Source organism: Edaphobacter modestus (assembly GCF_004217555.1).
Lineage (GTDB): Bacteria > Acidobacteriota > Terriglobia > Terriglobales > Acidobacteriaceae > Edaphobacter > Edaphobacter modestus.
The window spans coordinates 992,159-1,010,909 of the sequence record NZ_SHKW01000001.1 but is presented as its reverse complement, the minus strand read 5'-3'; the positions used below and the strand labels follow the sequence as shown (position 1 = coordinate 1,010,909).

General features: G+C 58.7%; 14 protein-coding genes. 10 read left to right on the top strand and 4 right to left on the bottom strand.

Features of this window, described 5'->3' with window-relative positions; translation table 11 throughout:
* Positions 1 to 63 precede the first annotated feature (63 nt).
* Positions 64 to 1,281 carry a radical SAM family heme chaperone HemW gene (gene hemW, locus BDD14_RS04210; RefSeq protein WP_130417700.1) on the top strand — a complete coding sequence of 406 codons (1,218 nt, stop codon included), beginning with the start codon at positions 64 to 66 and terminating at the stop codon, positions 1,279 to 1,281.
* A 34-nt stretch (positions 1,282 to 1,315) separates the two neighbouring features.
* Positions 1,316 to 2,344, top strand: coding sequence for a threonine aldolase family protein (locus BDD14_RS04205; protein ID WP_130422697.1), 1,029 nt, complete (start codon positions 1,316 to 1,318; stop codon positions 2,342 to 2,344).
* Here the strand turns inward: BDD14_RS04205 and BDD14_RS04200 are convergent.
* Together BDD14_RS04200 and BDD14_RS04195 are read right to left on the bottom strand one after the other, a co-directional pair.
* Positions 2,341 to 4,119 (bottom strand): ATP-binding protein, encoded by a 1,779-nt coding sequence (locus BDD14_RS04200; RefSeq protein WP_130417699.1) that lies wholly within the window; start codon positions 4,117 to 4,119, stop codon positions 2,341 to 2,343. The two genes, BDD14_RS04205 and BDD14_RS04200, sit on opposite strands and share 4 nt — an antisense overlap.
* Positions 4,120 to 4,140: 21 nt before the next feature.
* Positions 4,141 to 4,518, bottom strand: coding sequence for a response regulator transcription factor (locus BDD14_RS04195; RefSeq protein ID WP_130417698.1), 378 nt, complete (start codon positions 4,516 to 4,518; stop codon positions 4,141 to 4,143).
* Between the two features lie 196 nt (positions 4,519 to 4,714).
* Here BDD14_RS04195 and BDD14_RS04190 point away from each other — a divergent pair, with 196 nt between their 5' ends.
* The 7 genes from BDD14_RS04190 to phoU all read left to right on the top strand — a co-directional run bounded on the left by BDD14_RS04190 (position 4,715) and on the right by phoU (position 11,391).
* On the top strand, positions 4,715 to 5,425 hold the full coding sequence (locus BDD14_RS04190; RefSeq protein ID WP_130417697.1) for a winged helix-turn-helix domain-containing protein: 711 nt from the start codon (positions 4,715 to 4,717) through the stop codon (positions 5,423 to 5,425).
* A gap of 12 nt (positions 5,426 to 5,437) precedes the next feature.
* Positions 5,438 to 6,787 (top strand): sensor histidine kinase, encoded by a 1,350-nt coding sequence (locus BDD14_RS04185; RefSeq protein ID WP_130417696.1) that lies wholly within the window; start codon positions 5,438 to 5,440, stop codon positions 6,785 to 6,787.
* 107 nt (positions 6,788 to 6,894) lie between these two features.
* A complete protein-coding gene (gene pstS, locus BDD14_RS04180; protein WP_207231687.1) occupies positions 6,895 to 7,902 on the top strand; it encodes a phosphate ABC transporter substrate-binding protein PstS in 1,008 nt (335 codons plus the stop codon).
* Between the two features lie 108 nt (positions 7,903 to 8,010).
* Positions 8,011 to 9,063 (top strand): phosphate ABC transporter permease subunit PstC, encoded by a 1,053-nt coding sequence (gene pstC / locus BDD14_RS04175; RefSeq protein ID WP_130417694.1) that lies wholly within the window; start codon positions 8,011 to 8,013, stop codon positions 9,061 to 9,063.
* Positions 9,063 to 9,968, top strand: a complete 906-nt coding sequence (gene pstA, locus BDD14_RS04170) for a phosphate ABC transporter permease PstA (protein ID WP_130417693.1) — start codon at positions 9,063 to 9,065, stop codon at positions 9,966 to 9,968. The genes pstC and pstA overlap by 1 nt, the downstream gene beginning before the upstream one ends.
* Complete coding sequence (gene pstB / locus BDD14_RS04165) at positions 9,968 to 10,726, top strand: phosphate ABC transporter ATP-binding protein PstB (protein WP_130417692.1); 759 nt, start codon at positions 9,968 to 9,970, stop codon at positions 10,724 to 10,726. The genes pstA and pstB overlap by 1 nt, the downstream gene beginning before the upstream one ends.
* On the top strand, positions 10,726 to 11,391 hold the full coding sequence (gene phoU / locus BDD14_RS04160) for a phosphate signaling complex protein PhoU (protein ID WP_130417691.1): 666 nt from the start codon (positions 10,726 to 10,728) through the stop codon (positions 11,389 to 11,391). Before pstB ends, phoU begins: the two co-directional genes overlap by 1 nt.
* A 12-nt stretch (positions 11,392 to 11,403) precedes the next feature.
* Here phoU and BDD14_RS04155 read toward each other — a convergent pair whose 3' ends face one another.
* Both BDD14_RS04155 and BDD14_RS04150 read right to left on the bottom strand, forming a co-directional pair.
* Entirely contained in the window at positions 11,404 to 15,027 is a 3,624-nt protein-coding gene (locus BDD14_RS04155) for a UvrD-helicase domain-containing protein (protein WP_165419921.1), read from the bottom strand.
* Positions 14,993 to 17,719: a PD-(D/E)XK nuclease family protein gene (locus tag BDD14_RS04150; protein ID WP_130417689.1), complete on the bottom strand. Its 2,727-nt coding sequence runs from the start codon at positions 17,717 to 17,719 to the stop codon at positions 14,993 to 14,995. Before BDD14_RS04150 ends, BDD14_RS04155 begins: the two co-directional genes overlap by 35 nt.
* A 104-nt stretch (positions 17,720 to 17,823) precedes the next feature.
* On the opposite strand from BDD14_RS04150, the gene BDD14_RS04145 reads away from it, so the two are divergent.
* Positions 17,824 to 18,735 (top strand): SCO family protein, encoded by a 912-nt coding sequence (locus tag BDD14_RS04145; protein WP_242617727.1) that lies wholly within the window; start codon positions 17,824 to 17,826, stop codon positions 18,733 to 18,735.
* Positions 18,736 to 18,751 lie beyond the last annotated feature (16 nt).

Genomic DNA, 18,751 nt, shown 5'->3' with positions numbered 1-18,751 from the left:
GCGGTACCTCTTGCCCCGCCTGCATGACGCGCATGAAACAATAGAGGTCGAGGCATTCTCGCTGTGAATCCCGCGGTCGGCTTATACCTTTCCATCCCGTTCTGCAAGGCGAAGTGCAGCTTCTGCAACTTTGCTTCGGATGCATTCGGGGCCACGCGGATGGATGCCTATGTGGATCGGCTGTGCGAAGAGATACGCGAGGCGCGGCGAACGGCGGAAGCCCTGGGAGCGCAGTTGGAGAGCGTGACCGACTCCCTGTACTTCGGAGGCGGGACACCGAGCCTGCTGTCAGCAGAGCAGTTTCAGCGCATCTTTTCGGCGATACGCGATAGGTTCGAGATTGCCGCCGGCGCCGAGGTGACGCTGGAGTGTGCGCCAGGACAGCTCGCAGACAAGACGCTGGAGGAGCTTCTGCGTCAGGGGACGAACCGCATCAGCCTGGGCGTGCAGTCGTTCGTGGATCACGAGGCTAAGGCAGTGGGCCGGCTGCATACAGGAGCGATGTGCGAGACGGAGATTGAACGGCTGCGAGCGGCGGGAGTTCCAAAGATCGGCATGGACCTCATTGTCGGGTTGCCGCATCAGACGGAGGCGACGTGGAGAGAATCGCTGGAACGCACATTGGCCAGCGGTGTGACCCATGCGAGCGTATACATGCTGGAGGTTGATGAAGAGTCGCGGTTAGGACGCGAAGTACTCTCCGGGGGAGGAAGGTATGGCGCTGCGAGTGTTCCCGAAGAGGACGAGACGGCTGCGTGGTATGAGATTGGCTGCGAGATTCTGAATGGAAACGGAATGCGGCAGTACGAGATCTCGAACTTCGCGCGCGAGGGATATACGTCGCGGCACAACATGAAGTACTGGAGGCGCTTGCCCTATGTCGGCTTCGGGCTCGACGCGCATTCGATGTTGGCAGCTGGGGAAGACGCTGTTCGATTTCAGAATGTGGATGACCTGGATGTCTACGTGGGCGACGCCGCACAAGGGCCATTGGCTATCTTTGCGGATAAGGAAAAGAGACCTGAGCCGGAATGGGTAGGAAGGGAAGCGGCTTTCGAAGAGTCGCTGTTCCTTGGACTCCGGCTGATCGAGGGCGTAGACCTCGGCTCCCTGCGTGAGAAGTTCGGTCGAGCGATGGTTGCCGGGACGATGCCCGGTTTGAGCGATGCTCGCGAGGCCGGGTTTCTTGCAGGGCATGGCGATCGAGTCTGGCTTACGGCGCGAGGGCGGCTGGCCTCCAATGAGGTCTTCAGCCGTCTGCTGGCTCCCGCAACGACCTAGAAGCATGAGTGAAAGGACAGGAGAGAAAGAGAGCATGATCGATCTGCGCAGCGATACCGTGACACGACCAACAGAGGCGATGCGAAAGGCTATGGCCGAGGCTGAAGTGGGGGATGACGTGTACGGCGAAGACCCGACGGTGAACCGGCTGGAGAAGGAGGCCGCAACCGTCTTTGGCAGGGAGGCTGCGATCTTTGTCCCGACGGGAACGATGGGAAACCAGATTGCGATCCGTCTGCATACGGAGCATGGGCAGGAGGTCATCTGCGAATCGCGGTCGCACGTGCTGGACTGGGAGATGGCCATGATGGCCGCCTTTGCGGGCTGCCAGGCGCGCACCGTCGAAGGGGAGCGTGGAATTTTGACGTGGGAAAAGATCCGCCACGCGATCGGACCGAAGATCTATTACCGTCAGCCCACGGGGCTGGTGTGTCTTGAGAATAGCCACAATATGGCGGGCGGAACGGTTACTCCGCTGGAAGTGCTGAAGGAGATCTGGCGTGGAGCGAAGGCAGTAGGGCTGCCGGTGCACCTGGACGGGGCGCGGGTGTTCAATGCCGCGACCGCGCTGAATCTGACCGTGGCCGAGTTGACGGAGGGATTCGATACGGTGATGTTCTGCCTGTCGAAGGGACTGGGAGCGCCGGTGGGATCTATGCTGGTGGGCTCGACAAAGGCGATAGAACGGGCGAGGATCTTCCGCAAGGCGCTGGGTGGAGGAATGCGGCAAGCGGGAGTGATTGCGGCGGCAGGCCTGATCGCCTTGAAGGATATGACAAAGCGGCTTGCGGACGATCATTCCAATGCGAGGTTGCTGGCGGAGGCGGTGGCGGAACAGGCCAGCGCGGAGATCGACCTGAATGCCGTGGAGACGAACATCGTAATCTTCGACTTACGCGGAGAGGCCGATGCGGCAGCCTTTTGCGCGGCGTTGAAGCGGAAGGGCGTGCTGGCGAGCGCGATCGGGCCGCATCGTGTCCGCTTTGTGACGCACTACGACGTTAGCCGTGAAGACTGCCGGGAAGCTGCGGGAGTTGTGGCGACCGAGCTTGGAGCGTTCTAAAGCTGCGGCAGAGCTGCTGCAGTAGCGATCTCCGGTTTTTCTGACAGGGATACGGTGACGACGGTGCCGTGGGAGCCGGCACTGGTGTCGCTGGCGATCTCAATCCTTCCACCGTGTTTACTGACGATGCCGCGGCTGACCCACAGGCCGAGCCCGGTCCCGTGCTCCCCCTTGGTTGTGAAAAAGGGCCGGAAGAGCTGCGATCGGACAACTTCGGGGATCCCCGCGCCGTTATCGGAGATGGTCACGAGGGCTCCAGGTCCTCCAGCCCCGGTGACTGAAACGTGGATCTCCCCGCCGGGACTGGCAGCTTCCGCCGCGTTGGTGATGAGGTTGGTAAAGACCTGGCGGAGCTCCGCGGGAAAAGCTTCGACGACGACCGGAGAGGGGAGATCGGTACGGATTCCGACGCCGAGCTCGTGAAAGCGGTGCTCCATGAGAAGAAGAATGTCTTCGAGGATGCTCTTGAGATCGACAGGGACGGGAGCGCGAGACTCGCGATAGAGGCCCAGCATCGCGCGGCTGATCTGTGTAACCCGAGCCAGCTCGCTTTCGGCCATGTCAATGAACTGCCGAGATTCCTCCTCGGTGCCGCCGGTTCGTAAAAGGTAGAGAAGGTTCGATACGGCGTCGAGGGGGTTATGGATCTCGTGCGCGATGGTGGCGGCGAGGCGTCCGGCTACGGCAAGCTTTTCGTTGGCGAGAAGAGTTTCCTGAGTACGGCGTTCGAGCGTGATATCGCGGAATACAAGGACGATGCCAACGATCTCGCCCGTCTGATCGGGGATCGGAGCGCCGCTGTCGGCGATGAGAATCCGTGTTCCATCTTTACGGATGAGTGCAGTGTCATGGGCCAGGCCCACAACGCCACCAAGGCGCTTGACTTTGGCGACCGGAGTTTCGACGACTGCGCCGGTCTTCTCGTTGACGATGCGGAAGACGTCTTCGAGCAGGCAGTTGAAGGCTTCTTGCTGGCTCCAGCCCGTAAGCTCGGCGGCCACCGGGTTCATCATCTGGATGCGACCTTCGAAATCACAGGTGATCACACCGTCTCCGATAGAGGCCAGGGTGGTGCGCAGACGCTGTTCTGACTGGAAGATCTCCTCCGCGCGATGGCTGAGGACCTCAAGGGAGGTTCGATAGGCCGAGGAGACAGCATTGAGCCTGCTGCGAGTGAAGAGCCCGATGAGGACGCCCATTCCAAGGGCGATGGCGATGAGAGCCTCCACCATGTTCAGGACCTGGCGGTGCCACTCCCGGATGCGAACGGATCGACTGCCCTCGGCATGCTTTGTAATGGCGCCGAGATCCTCCCGAACCTTATTCATCAGCGTCTTGCCATAGAGATTGAGATCGACGTCGTTTGCCTTTCCTCCGGCCCGGACGGTGGCCATGATGGGAAGAGCGAAGGCGTCATGCCAGTTCTGATATTCGTTGAGGAGATCCTGGAGATTGTCCCTTTGCACGGGGTCTAGGCGAACGGCCGAGGAGAGGTTGTCCAGTTCCGCAGGGATGTTGGCTTCGGCCTGGCGAAAATCCGCCAGAAAACGATCATCTCCTGTGGCTTCATAGCCACGCAGGCCGGATTCTTCGTCGGCGATGAGTTTGGCGACCTGTGCAGCCTGCGCAATGTTTGCGTCGGCCTTCTGGATGAGCCGAACGGTCTCATTGGCTCCGCGTACCTGCAGGTACAGTGCTCCAGCCGTGATCAGCAGAGCGATGACGGGAAGCAAAAAGACCTGCCGCAGGATTCGATTGAACTGGGTAAGATTCACGTCGTCGGTGGCCTGTCTCGGTTACTGCGTCGTTACGGATTGTCGCAGCAGGCTCTGAAGCTTTTGCAGCAGAATGGGAGCCCCTTCCCCCTTGGTCATGTATAGGTCGACCAGAGAGGTAACTTCTGAGGGGAGACCAATATACGCAGAGAGAAGAAGAATCGGAACCTGGGGCTTGATCTGGCGCATACGTCCTGCGACCTCACCACCATGCATTCCGGGCATGGAATAGTCGAGTACAACGGCTTCAACCGGCTCTGTCTCGAAGAGACGAAGTCCGCTTGTGCCATCGAGGGCGGTGAGGACCTGGTAGCCGGCCCGCTCAAGGAGAATCTTTCGGACCTTGAGTCCGACCAGTTCGTCATCGACACAGAGAACGAGGTGGGGGTTCTGCACCATAAAATTCATTCCATCAAGGGCGAGCATTGTTCTGTTGGAACGAGAGGGAAAGTCTAGCAGACGCCCTTCTCAGTATACGTACGCAGGTCCCTCGAAACCAGTCACCGAGGATTTACCGTACGTTAGCAATTCTGGAACTCTTATTACGCTAAGCTGTAGACGGAAACGTCGCGTAATTCGGTTGAGGTCGATCCCTTTGAGTCAGACGATTTTTCTGTTGGAAGATGACGCCGATATCTCTCGGCTGGTGCAATATCACTTGGAAAGTTCCGGATTCACGGTCCGTCCCTATCTTGCTGTAGGACAGGTACTTCCCGATGCAGAGCGTCAACCCCCCGCTCTATTTCTTCTGGATATCATGGTCCCGGGTGGAGATGGCCTGGATCTTTGCCGCAGACTGCGGCAGAATCCTACGTTGAGCGTGGTGCCGATCATCTTCCTGACTGCGCGCGCGGCGGAGAGCGATCGGGTACACGGTCTTGATCTAGGGGCAGACGACTACATCACGAAGCCTTTCGGAACGCGCGAGCTGGTGGCGCGAGTGAAGGCCGTGTTGCGTCGGTTTGAACGGCCAACCACGCCGTCCGTGGTGAAGTTTGAGAATATTGAGATTGATGGCGGCGCGATGCAGCTTCGTGTCGGTGGCGATCTGGTGACGACGACGGCGACGGAGTTTCGCCTTCTCGATTATCTTGCTCGGCATCCTGGACGAGTCTTCAGCCGTGACCACTTGCTTGATGCGGTCTGGGGCGATGCGCGATTCGTAACGCCGCGCTCGGTCGACGTGTATGTGCGTAGAATTCGGGAGAAGATCGAGCTGGACGCTGAGACGCCACGTTTTCTTAAGACGATGCGCGGTGCAGGATACCGATTTGAAATCCCGAAGACGGCGCAGATTCCGGCTTAAAGAGGGTTAGCCGTGACGCGTCGTCTGTTTTTCTCGTTTTTTCTATGCATAACGGTCGCGTTGGCCTTCGTTGCTTTACTGGGACTCGACGGATGGCTCGTTAAAATGCTGGTCGTCCTGGGATGCGGCGTGTTCGTTGCCGTCCTGGCGTCGCGTCTGCCGCAGCGAGACCTCGCAAACTTCGAAACTGCCGCGGCGGCCATCGGCACGAGTCCTGTGGTCGTTCCGACTCCGCGGTTCAGTGACTTCGAGGGGCTGGCTCAGGCGATTTCGCACTCTTCCAATCATGTTGAACAGATGCTGACCAACGCCGCCGAGAGCAGGCGGGAGCTGGAAGCGATGATCGACAGCATGCAAGATGCCGTCGTTGCGGTCGATGTGGCGGGACGCATCCAGTGGACGAATCAGCGAATGCAAAAACTGATTCCGGGGACGCCGTTTTCGAGCTCCGTCCGGATAGGTCACGCGCTGGTGCAGACCATTCGCGACCCTGAAGTGCTGGAGTGCGTGCGGCTTGCCCTGGAGCAACGTGTGGTGAGCGAGCGGCGGTCTACCTCGCTTTTGCCGGGCCGGATCTTCGAGGTGGCTGCCTCGCCAATGCCGGGAGGCGGAGCTGTCGCCGTGCTCCACGACATTACCCGGATCGAGCAGATGGAACGGACCCAGCGCGAGTTTGTCGCGAATGTGAGCCATGAGCTGCGGACGCCGCTGACCTCGATTACAGGATACGTAGAGACCTTATTGGACCATGAGGACAGCCTGAGCCCTCAGGCTCGCGAGTTTTTATCGACGATCCATAAGAACGCGACGCGTATGAATCGCCTGACCGAGGATCTTCTGGTGATGGCGAGGGTTGAGTCGTCCGAGCAGGAGCTTCATCCGGCCGCGGTTCGCGCCGATATGCTCGTGCGCGATGCAGTTCAGGCGATGAGCGGGATGGTGCAGGATGAAGAGGCTGTTCTTAGGATAGGGGAGGCGACGGACTGTGAAGTCTATGCGGATCAGGATGCGGTCGTTCAGGTGTTAAGCAATCTGATTGAAAATGCAATCAAGTATGGGAAGCCACGCCCGGAAGAGCCGAGCCGGGTGCTCGTCAGCGTGAAGGCTGAGATCGAGGGGGTAGAATTCCGTGTCCAGGACTTCGGTCAGGGAATCGCTTCCGAGCACCAGTCGAGGATCTTTGAGAGGTTCTATCGGGTGGACAAAGCTCGGTCGCGAGAGTCAGGGGGAACCGGGCTTGGATTGGCGATTGCCCGCCATGTCGTGGAGACGCAGGGGGGAACGATCCGGGTGGAGAGCGAGCTTGGTACCGGAAGCACCTTTATTTTCACTCTGCCAAGAGCTTCGAGTGGGGCTATCTAGCCTGTTTTCGTCGTTTCACTGCGATGTAACCTTGCCGTAACAATTCCCGCGCACACTTAAATGCAGGTATGCGGGTTCAGCCTGCATATTATTTGCGAGGGGGAAGTGTGAAAAAGAGCATCATTGCAGCAGGCGTGTTGGCTTTCGCGGCCATCGGAGCCGGCGCACAGAACTTGAACGGGGCTGGAGCTACGTTTCCGTATCCGATCTATTCGAAGTGGTTCAGCGAGTATAACCAGCAGCATCCTTCGGTGAAGATCAACTACCAGTCCATCGGTTCGGGCGGCGGGATTCGCCAGGTATCGGACGGAATCGTAGACTTCGGTGCGTCGGATGTCACGATGACCGACGAGCAACTCGCGCAGGCGAAGGTCAAGGTCATGGCCATTCCTACTGTTCTAGGCGCGGTGGTTCCCGTGTATAACCTGCCCGGCGTGAATAAAGATTTGAACTTTTCGGGCGATGTGATCGCCGACATCTATCTCGGCAAGATCACCAAGTGGAATGACGGCCGTATCGCTAAAGATAATCCGGGTGTAAGCCTGCCGGATAAGGCGATTCTTCCCGTCTACCGCTCTGAAGGAAGCGGAACGACCTTTATTTTTACAGACTATCTCTCGAAGGTCAGCCCTGACTGGCTGAGCAAAGTCGGTAGGAACGCTTCAGTCAAATGGCCCACCGGCATCGGGCAGAAGGGCAATGAGGGCGTCGCTGGAATGGTCCGCCAGTCGCCGAATTCGTTCGGTTACGTGGAACTGATCTACGCGTTGCAGAACAAGATGTCGTTCGGTTCGGTGAAGAACGCATCGGGCAAGTTTGTAAAGGCCTCGACCGATGGCGTGACTGCGGCGGCTGCATCTGCAGCGAAATCGATGCCTGCTGACTATCGCGTATCGATCACCAATGCGCAGGGAGCAGCTTCGTACCCGATCTCCAGCTTCACGTGGCTGCTGGTTCCGATCCATTCCACCGATGCAGCGAAGACAAAAGCGCTGAAAGACTTTTTGAACTGGATGCTCGATCGCGGCGAGCCTGAGGCTTCAGCTTTGAGTTATGCCTCGTTGCCGAAGCAGGTGCAGGACATGGTTCGCAAGACGGTTGCTCAGATCAAATAATGGAATCGCGCCGCGCGTGTTTTGCTATCGGGATTCGCGCGGCGTGCCTGTTTTACCGGATACAATCACACTGAACGTCCTTAGCAGGAATTATTTTTCTCCCGTCGCATGAGTATTCAAAGAGAACACGGCGCATCGCCCGTTAGAGCTCCGATTCCTGCGGCTCCCGCGACGGAAGGCAACTTGTCATCCTCGTCGGAACCGGTCTCAGCAATCCGTAGCTTTTTAAACTCGCGTGGCAGCGGACGGATAGCAGATACAAGTTTTGCCACGCTGATGCTGGTCTGCGCCTGCACCATCTTTGTCATTGTCCTGTTTATCTTCTGGATCTTGATTCGTAATTCGCATTTGAGCCTTGTCGCCTTCGGCTGGAAGTTCTTTACACGCGAGGCGTGGGATCCGGTCTCGGGAGACTTCGGGGCTCTTCCATTTATCTACGGTACGCTGGCGACTTCGTTGCTTGCATTGGCAATGGCCGTGCCGCTGGCGCTTGGCGTGGCCATCTTTCTCACCGAGCTATGCCCTCGTCCGCTGCGAGCTCCGATATCGTTCCTCAGTGAGTTGCTGGCCGCGATTCCCAGCGTGGTTTATGGCCTGTGGGCGGTCTTCGTGCTGGTACCCCTGATGCGGGACAGGCTTGGCCCCTTTCTGGTAAAGACGCTGGGTTGGACGGGTTTCTTTGAAGGCCCCAACTTTGGAGTGGGTCTGCTTACGGCGAGCATGATTCTCGCGATCATGATCTTGCCCATCATCTCGTCGCTGACACGCGACATCATGACGGCAGTTCCCAACAGCCAGCGCGAAGCAGTGCTGGCATTGGGAGCCACGCGGTGGGAGATGATTCGCATCGGCATTCTGCGGAATTCGCGAATCGGAATCGTGGGCGCGGTGATGCTGGGGCTCGGCCGCGCTTTGGGTGAGACGATGGCGGTCACGATGGTGATCGGCAATCATCCGGTTGTCAGCAAGAGTCTATTCGCTCCCGGATATACGCTGGCCAGCGTCGTTGCGAATGAGTTTTCCGAGGCCACCGGCGATCTGTACTACAGTGCGCTTATCGAGATCGGTCTTGCCCTCTTTCTCGTCACCATCGTCGTCAACGCAATCGCCCGCCTGATGGTCTGGGCCGTTACGCGCGGCGCACCTACGAGGACCTCCTGATGAGCACACAACCCATCGGGGCTCAGCCGCTCGGAGATCCCCGCAAGCCTTCGCGCGCCAATGTGGCGAGACGTCAAGCCGCTGATTATGTTGTGAGTGGTCTCGCGATTCTGGCAACCGTTGTTGTGCTCGCACCGCTGGCTGCGATCCTCTTCTATCTGGTCTACAAGGGAGCCTCGTCGCTCAACGTCGCCTTTTTCACGCGCATTCCGGCTCCGGTGGGCGAAGAAGGCGGCGGTATGGCCAACGCCATTGTGGGTTCGGGAATCATCCTCGCGCTAGCCAGCCTGATGGGGATTCCGATCGGGATCGCAGCCGGGGTTTATCTTTCGGAGTTTGGCCGCGGAAGGTTCCTGGGGAACGCGATCCGCTTTACCGCGGACGTTCTCAACGGGGTTCCGTCCATCGTGATGGGAATTGCGATCTACTCGCTGGTTGTCAAACCGCAGCAGCACTATTCGGCTTTCGCCGGAGGCATTGCACTGGCGATCATGATGATCCCGACGGTGACCCGCACGACGGAAGAGATGCTGGCGACGGTTCCGCACGCAGTTCGAGAGGCGGCCCTGGGTTTGGGCGTGCCGAAGTGGCGGACGGCGATCTCCATCAGCCTGCGAACCGCATCGCCGGGTATTATCACCGGTTGTATGCTGGCCTTTGCGCGGGTCGCTGGTGAGACGGCGCCATTGCTGTTTACTGCATTCGGAAATCAGTTCTGGAGCTTCAACCTGAACCAGCCGATTGCCGCGCTACCGCTCCAGATCTTTGTGTACGCCATCGCCCCATACGATGAGTGGCACCGGCTGGCATGGGCGGGTGCGCTGGTGCTTATCGCTCTTATTATGGTTTCGGTGACGCTTGTCCGCATCTTCGCCAATCGCGGAATGCTCAAGGGAGGAAGTTAGTGGGAGTCGGTATCTTAGTTGAAGATTTGAACGCGTGGTATGGGTCGACGCACACCTTGCAGGACATCAACCTGCATATTCCGGCCAACCATGCGACCGCTCTCATTGGGCCTTCGGGCTGCGGAAAGTCTACCTTCGTTCGCTGCCTGAATCGCATGCACGAGACCAACCCTATTGCCCGTGCCACCGGTACTGTGAAGATGGGAGATGTCGATATCTATCGCGATGCATCTCCGGTGGAGATTCGCCGCCGCGTCGGCATGGTCTTTCAGCGGCCGAATCCATTTCCGACGATGTCGATCTACGACAACGTGATCAGCGGCCTCAAGCTGAATGGCTTCCGCAATCGCCGTGTCCTGGATGAGACAGTGGAACGCTCGCTCAAGCAGGCCGCTCTCTGGGAAGAGGTCAAGGACGATCTGAAGAAAAAATCCGGAGCCTCGCTCTCCGGAGGCCAGCAGCAGCGCATGTGCATCGCTCGCGCGCTTGCAGTCGATCCCGAGGTGCTGTTGATGGATGAGCCGGCCTCTGCACTGGATCCTGTCTCGACTTCTAAGATCGAAGACCTTATCTTCCAACTTAAAACGCAGTACACGATTGTGATCGTGACGCACAATATGCAGCAGGCTGCACGTGTCGCGGAGAATACTGGATTCTTCCTGAACGGAAAACTGGTCGAATTCGACTCTACACACAAGATTTTCACCAATCCTCGCGATAAGCGAACCGAGGATTACATCACCGGGAGGTTCGGCTGATGCGAGTGAAATTTCATCAGAGCCTGGACGAGCTGAAGGAACGGCTGCTGGTCATGGCGGGAATGGCAGAGCAGGCGATCCAACGGTCCATCGAAGCCTATCGCACTCGCGACCTAAGCATCTGCGAACTCGTCCTGCGGTCGGAACCTGCTATCAATCGTCTGGAGCGTGAGATCGATCAGATGGCTCTCGATCTGCTGGCGATGGAGCAGCCCACCGCGATCGACCTTCGCTTCATCCTCTCTGTGATTCGAATCAATGCCGATCTGGAGCGTGTAGGGGATCAGGCGGTCAATATTGCGGTACGCGTGCGGGAGATGGGTGCGTTTGCCAACATCGATCTTCCGGTCGATATTCCAAAGCTCGCCGAGCTTGCTTCGGCGATGGTACGTAAGGCGCTACAGGCTTTTATAGAGGGCGATGCGGATCTGGCGGATTCAGTCTTCGTGATGGATGATCAGGTGGACAACATGAATGACGCTGCCTATTACGCTTTAAGTACGCTGATCAAAGATAAGCCTGAGCTGACGCCGCAGTCGTTGAATGCCCTGATCATTGCGCGGAACCTGGAGCGCGTGGGCGACCACGCTACCAACATTGCGGAAGACGTCATCTTCTGGGTTCGCGGAGCCGACGTTCGCCACCACGCAACTCCGGCTCAATAGAGTTTTCGTTCGTTACTCCGCTTCTGCGGTCCACCAGGTGAGGCCGGGAAGCATCGGGTAGTACAGTCCGAGGCGGATGGATGCCTCAGGTATGGCATTCAGCATCGTGCGTGCATAGGCGGTCAGTTGTCCGGCATATCGCTCACGCTCTCGCGCCAGAAATTCCTCTCGCGCCGTACCGGTGTAGTGCGTCGTCTTGTAGTCGACGATCCAGAGATAGTCGTCACCGGGAGCAAACGGTTCGGCACCGGCACGAAAGATCCGGTCGATGCGCACACTCGAACGTTCTTGCTCCCACGAGGTGATGGCGTGTTCGCTGGAAGCCTCATTGCGTGCCATCAAAACCCAAAGACCTTCGGGATCCTGCAACGTGGACCTGAGAGCCTTTTGTACGCGCGCGGCAAGTGGATCGACGGCCTGAGGGGAAAGACCGGAGCTGCGAAGGACGGCTGCGATGCGAGGTAACCATCCGGCGACCTTCTCCAGAAGGTCCTGCGTGGACGATCCTGCAGAAAGCTCTGCCGAAAGTGTCTCGAGAAAGAGATGAACCGCGGTTCCGAATGCGCGAACCTCGAAGGAACCCTCCGGTCTTCTGAATCTTTGTGCGATAGCAGGCTTAGGCGCGAACACAAAGGTGCTTGTGGGCTGCAGGAGGGGGGAGGGATGGAACTGCAAGGGAAGTCGATGCAGGATGGCTGCCTTTGGCTCCTCAGCTTCTGCCGCGAGGCTTGGGAGGACGAGACTTTCGACGGCAGGGGGCATGGCGAGGACGGGTGCGATCAAGGGTCTGGAGCTGAGCTGGGTATCGACAAAGTGCGGCTCTGCGGCCGCCCATGCTGCCTGAAGCAGGCTGCCGGCCGTTTGGCGGATGGATCCATCCTTGTTTTGTTCTGGTGATGCGAACAGGTGAAGCTCTTCGCGCGCGCGAGTGCAGGCGACGTAAAAGAGACGGCGGGATTCGGCATCTTCGCGCGATCGCTGGATACGGTTGAGCCATGAATTGAGGGCCTCGGAATCCCGCCCTTTGCCTGCGATGGGTGCCAGCAGTATCTGTGCGGCGTGTTCATCCGAGGAGGTCATCTCATTCCACGAGAGGAGACGGCTACGATGATTGCGGCTCTTCCTCTCCAGCCCTGGAACGAGCACTACATCCCATTCAAGGCCCTTGGCACCATGAATGGTCATCAAATCCACGGCACCTGCCGTCGCCGCAGAGGGCTCGGCGTACAAAGACTGGAGACGGAGACGGATCTGGGCGAGATCGAGGGTGCCATGCCTTTCCACTTGGTCGAGCAACTCGAAATAGGTTCTGGCGTTGGTTCGCTGCTCCTGTGTCAGCGGTGCATCTCCGCCAAGGGATCGCCATGTTCGTTCGACCCACTCGGCCAGGGAGAGGCGGGAGTGTTGGCTGAGAGCTGCCTGCAGGACTGGCCAGATTCTCGCCAGACGCTGACAACTCTCCTCGCTTAGCTCTTGGCCTCGCTGGAGGATGAGCTCTTCCATCGTCTTGTCGGTCAGTGTGGGATCGTCCTGGCCGGTAAGAAGGTGGAGCTCGGAGAGTTCCAGGCCGCACCAGGGAGCTCGCAAGACAGCAAGCCAGGCGATGCGGTCAGCAGGGTGAAGAAGGGCGCGGGTCAGGGCGAAGAGGTCCAGGATCTCCGGCCGCTCATCGAGCGACTCAATCTTGACTGCCCGGAACGGAATCGGCGGCGTGCTGCGCTCCCGTTTCAGCTCTGCGATGATCTCGGATAAGTGGGCTCGATTGCGAACGAGGACGGCAATCCTGACAGGCCCCGAACGGTCGGAGTGGGGAGGCCTCGACCTCCACTGATCGACGATTCTCCGTACTTCGAGCGCCTCTCGCCGCGCACTCCTGCGATGAAGGCGTCTTCTTTCCCCAGCGGAAGGAGCGGAAGGCACGATCTGGGTATGCCAGACAACGCTGCTTGATTCTCTGGAGGGTCCGCGAACGGGCTCGGCTGCGACGTAGGGCGCTTCCTGCGAGTTTTCCTGGTCGATCTCTGGGAGAAACAGCAGCTTGAAATCGTCGTTGAAGGAACGGACAAGATCTCCCTGCGATCGGAAGTTGGTCGTGAGGCGACAGCAACCGAGTTCAAGGTCTCCAAGATGTCCCTGCTGCATGGTGCGGATAAAACGTTCCACACGCGCTTGCCGAAAAAGATAAATGGATTGCTTCGGATCGCCGACGAGAAAGACGGTCTGGCTTCGTCCGTCCCAGCCCTGCGTGAGAAGTTGAATCAGCTCATACTGGCTCGTCGAGGTGTCCTGCATTTCGTCGACGAGGATGTGCTGAAGCCTGGTTCCCATGGTGGTTTCGAGCGCCACTCCTTCGTTGCGGAGGGCTGTGCGGGCCAGAAGGCCGGGTTCGGTGAAGTCGCATTCCCCGCGTTCCGCGAAGACAACCTGAAGCTCAGCCAATGCTCGATAAAGAACCCGGAAGAGAGCTTTGGCCACACGCCACTGGTCCTGCGGATACTTTGCCGGGGGCAGTGCGGCTACCCCCTCCATTGCTTTGAGTAGGTCGTCCCGATCTTGAAATTGTTGAACGATTTCACGCAAACGCTTGGACTGGCTCTTGTCGATATCAAAGTTGATGTGATTTCGATTGAAGCCGGCGCGCCAGCCTCCGGATGGTTTCACCAAGAGATGGGCCAGAGCTTTCCAGTGCGCGAGATCATCTTCTGTCTCACCCGGAGCACGATACAGGCCCGCACAGATGGAGATGGGCGATGGCTGACCATTGTGACCTTCATTTCCTCCCATCTCAGCCGCCACCGTCGCGAGATCGTGCAGCAGAGGGGAAGGAATCAGGCGTGTAAGCTTCGACAGTTCTCTGCAGATTGCATCGGCCAGAGTACGTTCAATCTGCGGCAGAACCGTGTGGTCCAGGTACTCTTCCTCCAGCATCTCGTGTCCGAGAGGAACCAGTCGCGCCCATTGATCGCGCAGGGCAAGCATCTCGGCCAGCAGCTCTCGCACCTGCGAAAGATTTCCATCGCGGTGCAAGAGGACCAGGCGAAGAGCATCACTGAGTGCGGTGTCGTCGCCGCCCAACTGCATCAGTGTATGTTCCGCGGCAAGCCGGTAGAGAGAGGACGCATCCTCGACAGGGGACAGCGCTCCATTCCCGGAGAGGATGGGCAGGCCGCGTGCGATCTCGGAGCAGATGGAATCGATGGTGCGAACATTGAGCCGGCGCGGATGTTCGAGAAGGCCCCAGCCAAGACTGCGGTCGCGCTCGAGCACAGCCAGTGCAAACGCGCGAGTCTCGCGCTCGAAGGCATGGTGCGTCCTGTCGGGACCGGCGGCTTGTTCCAGCTGCTCGAGGACGCGATCCCGAATTTCGCCAGTGGCCTTGACGGTAAAGGTGATCGCGAGCACCTGTTCGGGCTGCTCAACTCCGGGCAATGCCAGCAGCTTGAGGTAACGCTGGATCAGCAGCCCGGTCTTGCCGGAGCCTGCCGGGGCCTCGACGATCCAGGACCGGGTGACATCCAGTGCACGCTCGCGCTCCCCGAGGTCGGGTGGCTGTGTGGAGGAAGATGTTGCCTTCTCTGGCTCAGAGGGAAAGGAGAACAGCTCACCCATTCCCAGAGTCGATGCCTGTTTCTTCATCAAAATCCTCATCGAAGGCTGCCGGGTTCAGACGGCACAAGATTCGCTGCGCGCAGTGAGCGCATGTGGTTGGATAGCTTTTGGGATCGACCAGCGGGAGACCATGGTGAAACTCGGAGGCAAGGTTCTCAAGAATCCCTCGCCACCGGACGAGTTGATCCTCGAGGGAGAACTCAGGACGCTTTGAAGCCTCTTTCCCGGCTGTAATCTTGCGCGTGAAGCTCTCGAAGGCCATGTCTTTGCCGGTTCGAACCTGCGCAAACGCGATATCGGCAAGCGTCATCTCTGGCTGCGCCGCAGTCGAGAGCACAGCATAGAGAGGAAGCTGGGGCTCATCTGGACGCTCCGTCTGCCACTGCGCCGCTTTTGCTCCTCCGGTCTTGTAGTCGATGATGACCTCGCCATTCTCGGTGACGTCCACACGATCAACACGGACATTCAACCGCAAGGGGCCGATGCGCACGTCCCTGAACTCTTCCTCGCTGAGCTTGACAGTAAATGGTCCGCGATTGAGTTCGATGTCGAGCCACGAATTGAGGAGCCCTGCCAGTCTGGCCCGCTGCAGATCGACGTAGGCCTCCTCCCAGCGTGTTGTAGTCGCGGCAGCAGCGCGCTCGAGACCGTACTCTATGGAATCGGCCAGCAATCTCTCGCGGTCATTCTGAGGCATCGCCTTAAGTGCCGCATGGGAGCGCACCTGCTTCCAGAGATGTTCGAGCGCTCGATGAACAATGCTTCCTCGCTCCGCCGCATCCATACCCAAGTCGATCTCACGGAGCTCGGCAGATCCAAGACGTCGTTCTGCGAACGCACGAAAGCTGCACGCGGCCTGCAATTTGAGGATTTCCGCTCCACCAGGGACAGCGTGATCGGGGAGGGGAGGCGGAGGATTCCGATCGGAAAACTCTTCGAGTTCAACCGTCAGCCTCTGTGGCTCGGGAGGCGACAGCGTCTGTGCGTCGATGGTTTCCAGGTGCAGGGTTCGAAGAAGCGGCGAAGGCCGTTGTGCACCTTCGGGACCCTCGGCCGCGTAGCTGAAGATGGTAAAGGGAGCGCTTTGGCCGATTCGTTCCGTCACAAGTCTCGAACGCATGTCGTCGACGGCGGGGTCGGCACCAGGAACGCCAAGGTCTCGCTGGAGCGGCCATGGGAGGAGGGGATTGGTCGCACTCTTCATGGGCCATGCGAGATCGCCCGCACCCAGAAACCAGATTGCGTCGAATCGATTGCCCGCTGCCTCAAGCGGGCCCATCACCTGGACCGGGGCGTAATGAGAGGCGGGGGCAAACAGGGTCTGCTGTGCCATGCGTTCGAGCTCTCGCAGAGCCTGATCGAAGGAGATGGGGACGCCATCAAAGTCCAGAGCCGTCAACTCATCCAGTGTGCTCTCCCACTTCTGGCGAAGCTGGAACTCTGCGCTGTCTTCGCCTTCGGCCCGACCCCATCCCGCTGCCTGAAGGCGGTTGCGGATAAGATCGGCCCACGCCGCATGGCTACGCAGCTCGTGAGTCTGGCTGGCGCCGGATCGGTTCAACGCTTCGAGCGCATCGAGCAGGCGCGAAGGACGCATTCGATGACGGGATCGACGGAAGGAATTGATAAGCCATGGAAGCGAGATCTCCGGACGCAGAAGCTTCGCTCGTCGAAGCTCGAACGCGTCAAAGGCTGCACGTGCGCTGCGTTCGCCCTCGTCCATTGCGAAAAGGGGTGAGACGAGCAGTGCGCTAACTCGCTCTATCGGGAGAGCTGTTATAGGCCACCTGACGAGATCGAGCGCAACCCGTACCAGCGGTGTCTCCGAAAGTGGAACACCGAGCGAGAATTCGTACGGTCCTGTATGGTTTGCTGTCTGAATGTCTTCAAGCTCAGGAGCCAACACTTCTCGGAAGACACGATCGATCGCGCTGCGCCGGCTCTCGAGGTTGGGAACGATGACAGCGATGCGTGTATTTACATCTGTGCGGAGAAGGTTCTTGGCCCAACGTGCGGCCACGAAGATCTCGCTGATTTCGTCCTCGGCGCGTGCGATGAATCTGTGTAAAGGAGCTTGTGTGATGGGAAGCGTGTCGATGCGCGCGCCCGATAAAGAGATTGCAGAGACGAGAGTCTGTTGAGCAGGCGTCATCTCATCGAACCCGACCAGGGCAATCGGCCTTGCGTGGAGCAGGCGGCCCTCTTCGGTGGCTGCTCGCAGGGCGTCTTCGAGAGCTGCCCGGGGTAACAGCTTTTGCATGCGGCAACGACGCTCGAATTCAGCAGCCCAACGCTGAAAGGCTTTTGTCTCAGGACTGCCCCAGGATCCCCGCAGTCGCTCCCGGCCATGATGGCGGGCCAACAATTGCCAGGCGTTCGCGGCCATCTCCGCGAGGGAGTCCAGCGACTGCAGGCTTGCGGCCAGATCCGTGTCCGTGGCAAGAACATCGCGCCACAGCTTGTGCTCCTGGAAGCGGTTTAACAGCAACTCCGAGGCTCTTCCGTGGACGAGCAGGTTTCTCCATAGACTGGCTACCCAGGCGTCCCAGGGAAGAATCGGGGCAGTCTCCCAGCTTTTCAGACCCAATTGCAGATTGTGCTGATCGAAGGAATAACGCAGGGTGCGGGCTGCGCGCTGGTTCGCTGTCACTACAGTTGCTCCGCTTTGGAGTGCATCAGCGATCGGCTGGGGAAGATCTACCTGGAGCACAGCGCCCATATCTATCTCTGGTTATACGCCGAATCCTACTGGAAAAGTGGCGCTCCAAGCACGTCAGGACGCGTCGCCGTGGTCCACGTATCATCAGGAGAGGAGTCTGCCTCGTGAATTGGAAACATCCCGGTCTCTTCGCTCTTCTGCTTCTACTCTCCACGTTGGTGCCGGGTTGCCGGAAGAGCCAATCTTCGAAATCGGAAGACACTGCCCTGACAAGTCAGGAGAAGAGCTTTCCGATTCGGGGTAGGGTCATCGGCACGGATGCTACCCATGTAACGCTTGCTCACGAGGCCATTCCGGGCTTCATGGAAGCCATGACCATGCCTTACAAGCTCAAGGACCCGAGCGTTATAAGCGAGCTGCATCCCGGAGACACCATTACCGCGACCCTTCATGTGAAGCAGGATGAGGGAGGGTATCACGATGCGGCGCTCGACAATATTGTTGTTGTTGCACAGGCGCGGCCCGATTACAAGCCGGCGAAGCAGTACCATATTCCCCAGGTGGGAGAGGCTGTTCCGGACTTTCGTCTCACAAACCAGAGCGGCCACACCATCCATCTGAGCCAGTTTCATGGCAGGGTTCTGGTTGCGACGTTTATCTATACACGTTGCCCGTTCACCGATTACTGTCCGCTTATGAGTCGCAACTTCGCGGAGATCGATCAAACGCTGGCTACGGATCGCACGCTTTATGCAAAGACGCATCTGCTCAGCATCAGCTTCGATCCCGCATACGATACTCCGGCTGTGCTGCGCAGCTATGGCGGAGCCTACACGGGGAAGTATACGAAGGAAAGTTTCGCGCACTGGGACTTTGCCGTGTCTCCGGAGAAGGAGCTCAATGCCATGCTCGAGTTCTTCGACGTGGGCCTGACCACTGGCGAGGACAAGACCTTGACCCACTCTCTTTCAACCGTGGTGATTGGGAAAGACGGTAAGATCGCCGCCTGGTATCCAACCAACGACTGGAAGCCAGCGGACGTGGTGGAGGCGATCAAAAAAGCGGCAGCGGTTTAGTTTTTCTTGAGAGAAT